Source organism: Rhodococcus sp. EPR-157, assembly GCF_001647195.1.
In the GTDB taxonomy this organism is placed as follows: domain Bacteria; phylum Actinomycetota; class Actinomycetes; order Mycobacteriales; family Mycobacteriaceae; genus Rhodococcoides.
Window position 1 is genome coordinate 1 of the sequence record NZ_LVCV01000403.1, and the last position, 6,811, is coordinate 6,811.

Here is a 6,811-nt window from a genome sequence, read left to right on the forward strand (position 1 = left end):
GCAGTCACAGACACGCACCGCGTCGTTCACCAAGGACGACTGGAAGCGCATCAAGGCCGAAACCGACGCGTTGGAAGCCGATTTCGCTGCGGCGATGAAGTCCGGTGTTCCTGCCGACTCGGAACGCGCTGCGGTACTCGCCGAGCGCCATCGCGCCGGCATCGAGCAGCACTACGACTGCGGCTACGAGATGCACGTCTGCCTGGCGGAGATGTACATCGCCGACGAGCGCTTCACCAAGCACTACGACGACGTAGCGCCGGGGCTCGCGCGGTATGTCCGTGACGCCATCGTCGCCAACGCCGAAGGCAAGTAGGCGATCTACTCCCCGGTTGTGCGTATCTCACGACCACAACCGAACAACCGGGGAGTAGATCGACCTGTCCCTGGCCAAAGTAACCACCCGGGTGGATACTTCGAACATGACTCCGACGCTTCGCTCGGCGATTCTGTCCGCTTCCATCGGCAAGGCGAGCGGCCTGCGCAGCTCGGTCGGCATCACCGTCGGGCTGCTCACCTGGTTCGAAGGAAGCGACCGAGAGCGTCTCGCCGCCGGGGCCTCGGCCGTCGTCACCGCGGGCGAGCTCGTCATGGACAAACTGCCGACGACGCCATCGCGGCTCAGCCCGCCCGCCCTCGGCGGACGAATCGCGGCGGGGAGCGGCGCCGCGTTCGTCGTTGCCCGACGCCTCGGCGACGACCCGATTCCGGCGGCAGTCATCGGCGGGCTCTCGGCGATCGCGGCATCCTATGCAGGTCACGCGTACCGCGCTTGGGCGTCGAAGAAAATACCCCCGATTGCGGCGGCGTTGGTCGAGGATGCAGTCGCGTTGTCGATCGGCGCGGCCGTCTTGTGCGAGGTGAGGGCGTAAAGTCCGCAGTATGAAGCCGACGTTTTGGCAGTACCTGGGCTACCAGTTCGGCCGAGTGCTGCCGGCGTCGATGCAGGACTGGGTGCGCGAGGACCTCGTCGGCAACGGGGCTCAGGCCCGCTATCTGGTTCGGTTCACGCTGCCCGTCATTCCGCTGCTGTCGCTCTTCCTGCTCGTTCCCGGACCACTGTGGATCGGCCTGGCGATGATGGCGCTGCTGTTCATTCCGCTCGTCTACTTCGCGATCGCACTGATGAACGTCTACCGGCGGCACCGTTTGCTCATCCACGACCTCGATCCACAGCTGCTCAATGCGAACACACAAGCCAAGCTGGACCGCACCCGGGACGAGTACGAGAGGCGTCACGGACGGCTCGACTAAGCTTTCGACCATGACTTCCGTCGAATTCAAGGCAACCGCAGACCTGGCCGACGAGATCGGGCCCGAAATCCGAAGCTGCGACACGCAATTCATTCAGTTCGGAAAGAACTCCGAGTTCGCCGGGCCGATCACCACGATCAAGTGCTTCCAGGACAACCTCCTGGTCAAGCAGACCCTGGGCGAGCCAGGCAACGGTGGGGTGCTCGTCGTGGACGGCGATGCGAGCGTTCACACAGCACTGGTCGGCGACATCATCGCAGGTAGAGGCGTCACCAACGGCTGGGCGGGAGTCATCGTCAACGGCGCGATCCGAGATTCGGCGATCCTGCGCACCCTGGACATCGGCGTCAAAGCACTCGGCACCAACCCGCGCAAGAGCACGCAAACCGGATCCGGTGAGAAGAACGTGCCCGTCGAATTCGGTGGCATAACCTTCAACCCAGGCGAGATCGTCTACAGCGACTCCGACGGAGTGGTCGTCGTATAGCGGTCCCCGCCCGGATCCTGCAGGCGGTCCCCGCCCAGTGGCGCGGTTGAGTGCACCAGAGGACACTCAATCATGCCACTAGGTGAGCGGATGCCGAACCCGAGGCACCCCGCGCCACTCGTCGAACATGAACAGCGCCAACGCAACCACCAACATTCCCGACGCCACCCACGCTGCTCCGGTGTCGAGCATTTTCACCATCACGGCTCCGAGCACTGCACCGCCGAGAAACCCCGCGATGACGGAACCGAAATTGATTGCCCGCATCCCCGCCGCCTTGTCTCCGCCCGTGACTCGATGAAACACCGCCTGCGACAGGCTGCGTAGATTGCCGGTCGTCATCGTCGTACTGAACGCCTGGTCCACCAGCACTCGGAACGTCGTTACCTGCAAGGCTGCGACGAACGAAATAGAGATCGTGACAACAGCATTGGGTACCGACAGCGGGACGAAGCCGACCACTGCGATCACAACGATCTCGATCACGAGCACTGCGCGGACCGGTCGCTTCACGATCCGTGCGACAGCCGGCCTCGAGACGAACTCCGCTGTGAAGACGCCGAGAACGAACGCAACCAGCGGAGGCAGGTACCCCATCGCCGACTGCCACTGGCCCGACGCGATGTCGATTCCGAACAACACCACGTTGGCGGTCTGCGCATTCGCGAACACGCCGTCGCGAGTCATGAACGTGTAGACGTCCAAGAATCCACCGACCGCGGCGAGCAGCACTCCGAGACGAACCGACTCCGAAGTCACCACCACGTTGCGTGGATCCGGCGCGTGCGTCATCACAACTCGCTCGATACGTCCGCAGCCAGTTCCTGGATTCGTCTTTCGCTTCGCTTGTAGTGCGTCCACTGCCCCACCCGCGTGCTGGTGACCAATCCGGCGTTCTGCAGGGTTGCCATGTACTGGGACGCGGTTGATTGGGACACACCTGCTCGGGCCTGAATGTGCTTGAGGCACACTCCTACTTCCTCGGCGGGCTCGAGTTGCGGAGGAAAGTCGGACGGGTTCTTCAGCCATCGCAATATCGCCACGCGCGTGGGATTGGACAGCGCTTTGAAGGCCAGGGCGAGATCGTCCTCGACGGGATTCTTGGACACTCGAGCATCATACCGTCATATCGCAAATTCCCGATACGTATGGTTCACTTTGTTCATCGCAACATTGCGATATATCGATCAGGAGGACTTATGCAAGGCAGACAGGTGGCGGTTGTCGTGGGTGCACGCGGTGTGATCGGGGGCAATCTCGTCGAGCATCTGAAACAGCAGGGTGACTGGGACGTCATCGGCCTGTCCAGGCGAGGAGGCGTCGACGAACCGGGGGTGCGACACATCCCCGTCGATCTTCTCGACGCCACTGGCACCAGGAACGCATTGGCATCGGTCCATGACGCGACCCATATCTTCTATGCCGCGTATCAGGACCGACCGACATGGGCAGAACTCGTCGAACCGAACGTGACGATGCTGCGAAACGTCGTCGATGCGGTCGAGGCCACATCGGATGACCTGCGGCACATCAGCCTGATGCAGGGGTACAAGGTGTACGGCGCACATCTGGGACCGTTCTCGACGCCGGCTAAGGAATCCGATGCCGGGCACATGCCACCCGAATTCAACACCGAGCAACAGAAGTTTCTCGAGGATCGCAGCGCTCGGGGCACGTGGACATGGACGGCGATTCGGCCATCCGTCGTCTGCGGCTTCGGGCTCGGGAACCCGATGAATCTCGCAACCGTCATCGCCGTGTACGCTGCAATGTCGAAGGAACTCGGTGTGCCACTGAGGTTTCCGGGGAAGCGGGGCGCCTACGGAACTTTGATGGAGGTGACCGACGCAGGCCTGCTGGCCGAAGCAACTGTTTGGGCCGCAACGACTCCCGAGTGCGAGAACCAAGCATTCAACATCACCAACGGCGACTTGTTCCGCTGGGAGGCGCTATGGCCGAGCATCGCCAAGTTCTTCGAGATCGACGTCGCCGCACCACTACAGATGTCGCTCACCGAGACGATGGCAGACAAAGAACCGCTGTGGAATTCCATGGTCGACAGGTACCACCTCGCACCGACCGCATATGCAGACGTGGCAGCGTGGCCGTTCGGAGACTTCGTATTCGGGTGGGACTACGACTTCTTCTCCGACGGTTCGAAGGCCAGACGTCTCGGATTTCACAGCTACGTCGAGACCGAGAAGATGTTCACCGACATCTTCTCGGACCTTCGACGCCGCAGGGTAATTCCGTGAGTGACCTAGCGAACGAACGCGAGGAGTGCGTCGTTCACTTCCTGGAAGTGCGTCCACAGTAGACCGTGCGGGGCACCCTCGACCTCGACGTACTTCGCTTCGGGGAATGCCTTGGTGAACTCGCGACCCGTCGCGTCGATCGGCAGGATGTTGTCCTTGGTGCCGTGCAGGATGAGCGTGGGCTTGCCGGATTCGCGCACCTTCTGCACGTCACCGCGGAAGTCCTCGATCCAGCTGGGCACCACCGCATACGCCGCGACGGGTGCGCTCGCGACCGCAGTATTCCAGCTCGCGCGTACGGTTGCCTCGCTGATTCGGGTACCGAGGTTCTCGTCGAGGTTGTAGAAGTCACGATAGAAATTGTCGAACCAGGCGAAGCGGTCCTCGCGCGCCGCCGCGTCGATACCGTCGAACACCGACTGCGGAACTCCGGTCGGATTGTCGTCGGTCTGCAGCAGGAATGGCTCGAGTGAGGCAAGGAAGGCGAACTTCGCGACACGGTCGGTCCCGTACTTCGCTGCGTAGCGCGCCAATTCACCTGTGCCCATCGAGAAGCCGACGAGGATGACGTCGTTGAGATCGAGTTCGGTGAGGACTGCGTTGAGATCGGATGCGAAAGTGTCGTAGTCGTAGCCGACGGTGGGCTTGCTGGACTGGCCGAAGCCGCGGCGGTCGTAGGTGATGACGCGGTAGCCGGCGTCGAGGAGTGCTCGTGACTGACGTTCCCAGGAGTTGCCGTCGAGCGGGTAGCCGTGGATCAGGACGACGGCCTGGCCGCTGCCGTGATCTTCGTAGTAGACGTCGACCGGGGTGCTGTTCTCTGTTCCGACATTGATGAAAGCCATTGCTGTTGCCCTTCGTCGTGGTCTGGTGGAGAACGTACGTTCTCGCACTATGGTCTACCGTAGAGAACGTTGGTTCTCTGCGCAAGGAGTTGGTGAGAAATGGAGATGGACAGCGCGCGGGCGGCAGTGCTCGACGCCGCCGACGAACTCTTCTACGCGCGTGGCGTGCAGGCCGTCGGCATGGACGAACTGCGCACCGCGGCCGGGATTTCACTCAAGCGGATGTATGCGCTCTTCCCGTCCAAGTCGGACATCGTCGCGCAGGTACTGGCCGGACGCACAGCCGTCTGGAACGAGCGCATCCTCGCCGAAGCCGACCGGCACGACTCGCCGCGCGACAAAGTGCTCTCGATTTTCGACTTCCTCGACGCGTGGTTCCGTGAGGACAACTTTCGCGGCTGCGCGTTCATCAACTCGTTCGGGGAACTCGGTGCCACGATGCCCGCCGTCGCAGACGCAGCCCACCAGCACAAACGCGAATTCGTCGAGTATGTCACCGATTTGGTCGTCGAAGCGGGGTGTCCCGCGAGCCTCGGGTTGCAGATCGCCCTGCTCGCGGAGGGCGCACAGACCACTGCAGCAATCTCGGAATCTCCCGAATCCGCAACAGCGGCCCGGCAAGCAGCCGAGGTCCTCCTCGACGTCGCCGCACGCGCATGAAGCTGAAGGCGTGCATCAACGGTCCCCGGACGCCCAGAGAGCATCCGGCGGTACCCGTCACAGCGGAGCAGATCTCCGCAGAGTCGATTGCTGCGGTCCGCGCTGGTGCCGAGGCGATCCATGTTCACCCCAAGAACCCCGACGGCACAGACTCTCTCGCCGCGGATCACGTCGAGGCCGCAGTGCGGGCAGCGCGTATGGCAGGAGTACCAGTGGGCGTCACGACGGGTGCGTGGAGTGCACCGGACCCCGCGTCCCGGTTGAAGGCGATCGCGTCGTGGACGACGTTGCCGGATTTCGCATCGGTCAACTGGCACGAGGAGGGCGCGTACGAGGTTGCGCGCGTTTTGCTCGATCGAGGGGTCGGGGTCGAAGCAGGGTTGTGGAGCGTCCGTGCGGCTCGCGCGTGGTTGGACTCCGATCTGCGAAAACACTGCATGCGAGCGCTCCTCGAGGTGCAACCGAACGACCCCCCGACCGCGGCCGAGGACCTCGTGGCGGCAACCTTCGACGCCGGTGTACCCATCCTGTTGCACGGCGAAGGCGCTACCTGCTGGAACACCCTTCGGCTGGCCGTCAGCCTCGACCTCCCGACGCGAATCGGCCTGGAGGACAGCCTCACCCTGCCCGACGGCTCCCTCGCGGCCGGCAACGCCGATCTGGTCGCAGCGGCCGTGGCCGAACTGGAGCCTCCAGCTCAGTGGCGCGGTTGAGTGCACCCCGATGCACTCAACCGCGCCACTGGGGCGGAGCCCCCACGTCACCACTGGGGCGGAGGTCCAGGTTGGAGATCTCCCGGAACTGTTGCATCGTGAACAGGTGAACCTGCGATCGGCCGCACTACCCCTTGCAGCAACTCTCGTGCTCGTGTCGTGCGCCGCGGGAAGCACAACGCCCGCTCCACAGCCAACGACGAGCACTGTCAGCACCATCCGAACCGTGGACGCGCAGACCGTCGTCGACGCGTTGGTGGCCGAAGGCGCTCCTGCTGCCGTCATTGAACTCCGCGACGGTACGAGCGAGTGGCAGGGCGCGGCAGGTGTCGTCGAGCGTGGATCCACAGAACAAGCGTCGGCGAACGACCCGATCCGCATTGCCAGCATCACCAAGTCGATGGTCGCCGCAGTCGTACTTCAACTGGTCGCCGAGGGCACGCTCGAGCTGGACACCAACATCGACGAGGTACTTCCCGGGTTGCTGCCCAAGCCCGTCACCATCCGCCAGCTGCTCGATCACACCAGTGGCCTGCCGAATTACCTCGACTCCCTGGTTCCGCCCGACGCCCAGGGCTTGCTCGACGCCGCGACCAC

The 6,811-nt window shown here is 63.3% G+C and carries 11 protein-coding genes; 8 read left to right on the top strand and 3 right to left on the bottom strand.

Annotation, left to right across the window (positions count from 1 at the left end; all coding sequences use genetic code 11):
• From A2J03_RS18645 to rraA, 4 genes are all read left to right on the top strand, one after another.
• Positions 1 to 316 (top strand): TipAS antibiotic-recognition domain-containing protein (locus A2J03_RS18645; protein ID WP_197480849.1); only part of this gene is annotated, 316 nt, incomplete at its 5' end.
• A gap of 106 nt (positions 317 to 422) precedes the next feature.
• On the top strand, positions 423 to 872 hold the full coding sequence (locus A2J03_RS18650; RefSeq protein ID WP_068376860.1) for a hypothetical protein: 450 nt from the start codon (positions 423 to 425) through the stop codon (positions 870 to 872).
• A 10-nt stretch (positions 873 to 882) separates the two neighbouring features.
• Positions 883 to 1,254: a DUF5313 family protein gene (locus A2J03_RS18655; protein WP_068376863.1), complete on the top strand. Its 372-nt coding sequence runs from the start codon at positions 883 to 885 to the stop codon at positions 1,252 to 1,254.
• Between the two features lie 10 nt (positions 1,255 to 1,264).
• Complete coding sequence (gene rraA / locus A2J03_RS18660) at positions 1,265 to 1,741, top strand: ribonuclease E activity regulator RraA (protein WP_068376867.1); 477 nt, start codon at positions 1,265 to 1,267, stop codon at positions 1,739 to 1,741.
• Positions 1,742 to 1,819: 78 nt separating this feature from the next.
• On the opposite strand, the gene A2J03_RS18665 is transcribed toward rraA, so the two are convergent.
• Positions 1,820 to 2,533, bottom strand: a complete 714-nt coding sequence (locus A2J03_RS18665; RefSeq protein ID WP_068376870.1) for a YoaK family protein — start codon at positions 2,531 to 2,533, stop codon at positions 1,820 to 1,822.
• Positions 2,533 to 2,850, bottom strand: a complete 318-nt coding sequence (locus tag A2J03_RS18670; RefSeq protein WP_068376873.1) for an ArsR/SmtB family transcription factor — start codon at positions 2,848 to 2,850, stop codon at positions 2,533 to 2,535. The genes A2J03_RS18665 and A2J03_RS18670 overlap by 1 nt, the downstream gene beginning before the upstream one ends.
• Before the next feature lie 90 nt (positions 2,851 to 2,940).
• On the opposite strand from A2J03_RS18670, the gene A2J03_RS18675 reads away from it, so the two are divergent.
• Positions 2,941 to 3,996, top strand: a complete 1,056-nt coding sequence (locus A2J03_RS18675) for an SDR family oxidoreductase (protein WP_068376876.1) — start codon at positions 2,941 to 2,943, stop codon at positions 3,994 to 3,996.
• Positions 3,997 to 4,001: 5 nt separating this feature from the next.
• Here A2J03_RS18675 and A2J03_RS18680 read toward each other — a convergent pair whose 3' ends face one another.
• Positions 4,002 to 4,841, bottom strand: coding sequence for an alpha/beta fold hydrolase (locus tag A2J03_RS18680; RefSeq protein ID WP_068376879.1), 840 nt, complete (start codon positions 4,839 to 4,841; stop codon positions 4,002 to 4,004).
• A 99-nt stretch (positions 4,842 to 4,940) separates the two neighbouring features.
• Here A2J03_RS18680 and A2J03_RS18685 point away from each other — a divergent pair, with 99 nt between their 5' ends.
• The 3 genes from A2J03_RS18685 to A2J03_RS18695 all read left to right on the top strand — a co-directional run.
• Entirely contained in the window at positions 4,941 to 5,501 is a 561-nt protein-coding gene (locus tag A2J03_RS18685) for a TetR/AcrR family transcriptional regulator (RefSeq protein ID WP_068376883.1), read from the top strand.
• Positions 5,498 to 6,214 (top strand): 3-keto-5-aminohexanoate cleavage protein, encoded by a 717-nt coding sequence (locus A2J03_RS18690; protein ID WP_068376887.1) that lies wholly within the window; start codon positions 5,498 to 5,500, stop codon positions 6,212 to 6,214. The genes A2J03_RS18685 and A2J03_RS18690 overlap by 4 nt, the downstream gene beginning before the upstream one ends.
• 106 nt (positions 6,215 to 6,320) lie before the next feature.
• The coding region (locus tag A2J03_RS18695; protein ID WP_231912606.1) for a serine hydrolase domain-containing protein at positions 6,321 to 6,811 on the top strand (491 nt) is incomplete at its 3' end.

Coding starts and splice junctions, on each gene's coding strand:
- A2J03_RS18650 (WP_068376860.1), top strand. CDS start 423: ATGACTCCGACGCTTCGCTCGGCGATTCTGTCCGCTTCCATCGGCAAG.
- A2J03_RS18655 (WP_068376863.1), top strand. CDS start 883: ATGAAGCCGACGTTTTGGCAGTACCTGGGCTACCAGTTCGGCCGAGTG.
- rraA (WP_068376867.1), top strand. CDS start 1,265: ATGACTTCCGTCGAATTCAAGGCAACCGCAGACCTGGCCGACGAGATC.
- A2J03_RS18665 (WP_068376870.1), bottom strand. CDS start 2,533: ATGACGCACGCGCCGGATCCACGCAACGTGGTGGTGACTTCGGAGTCG.
- A2J03_RS18675 (WP_068376876.1), top strand. CDS start 2,941: ATGCAAGGCAGACAGGTGGCGGTTGTCGTGGGTGCACGCGGTGTGATC.
- A2J03_RS18680 (WP_068376879.1), bottom strand. CDS start 4,841: ATGGCTTTCATCAATGTCGGAACAGAGAACAGCACCCCGGTCGACGTC.
- A2J03_RS18685 (WP_068376883.1), top strand. CDS start 4,941: ATGGAGATGGACAGCGCGCGGGCGGCAGTGCTCGACGCCGCCGACGAA.
- A2J03_RS18690 (WP_068376887.1), top strand. CDS start 5,498: ATGAAGCTGAAGGCGTGCATCAACGGTCCCCGGACGCCCAGAGAGCAT.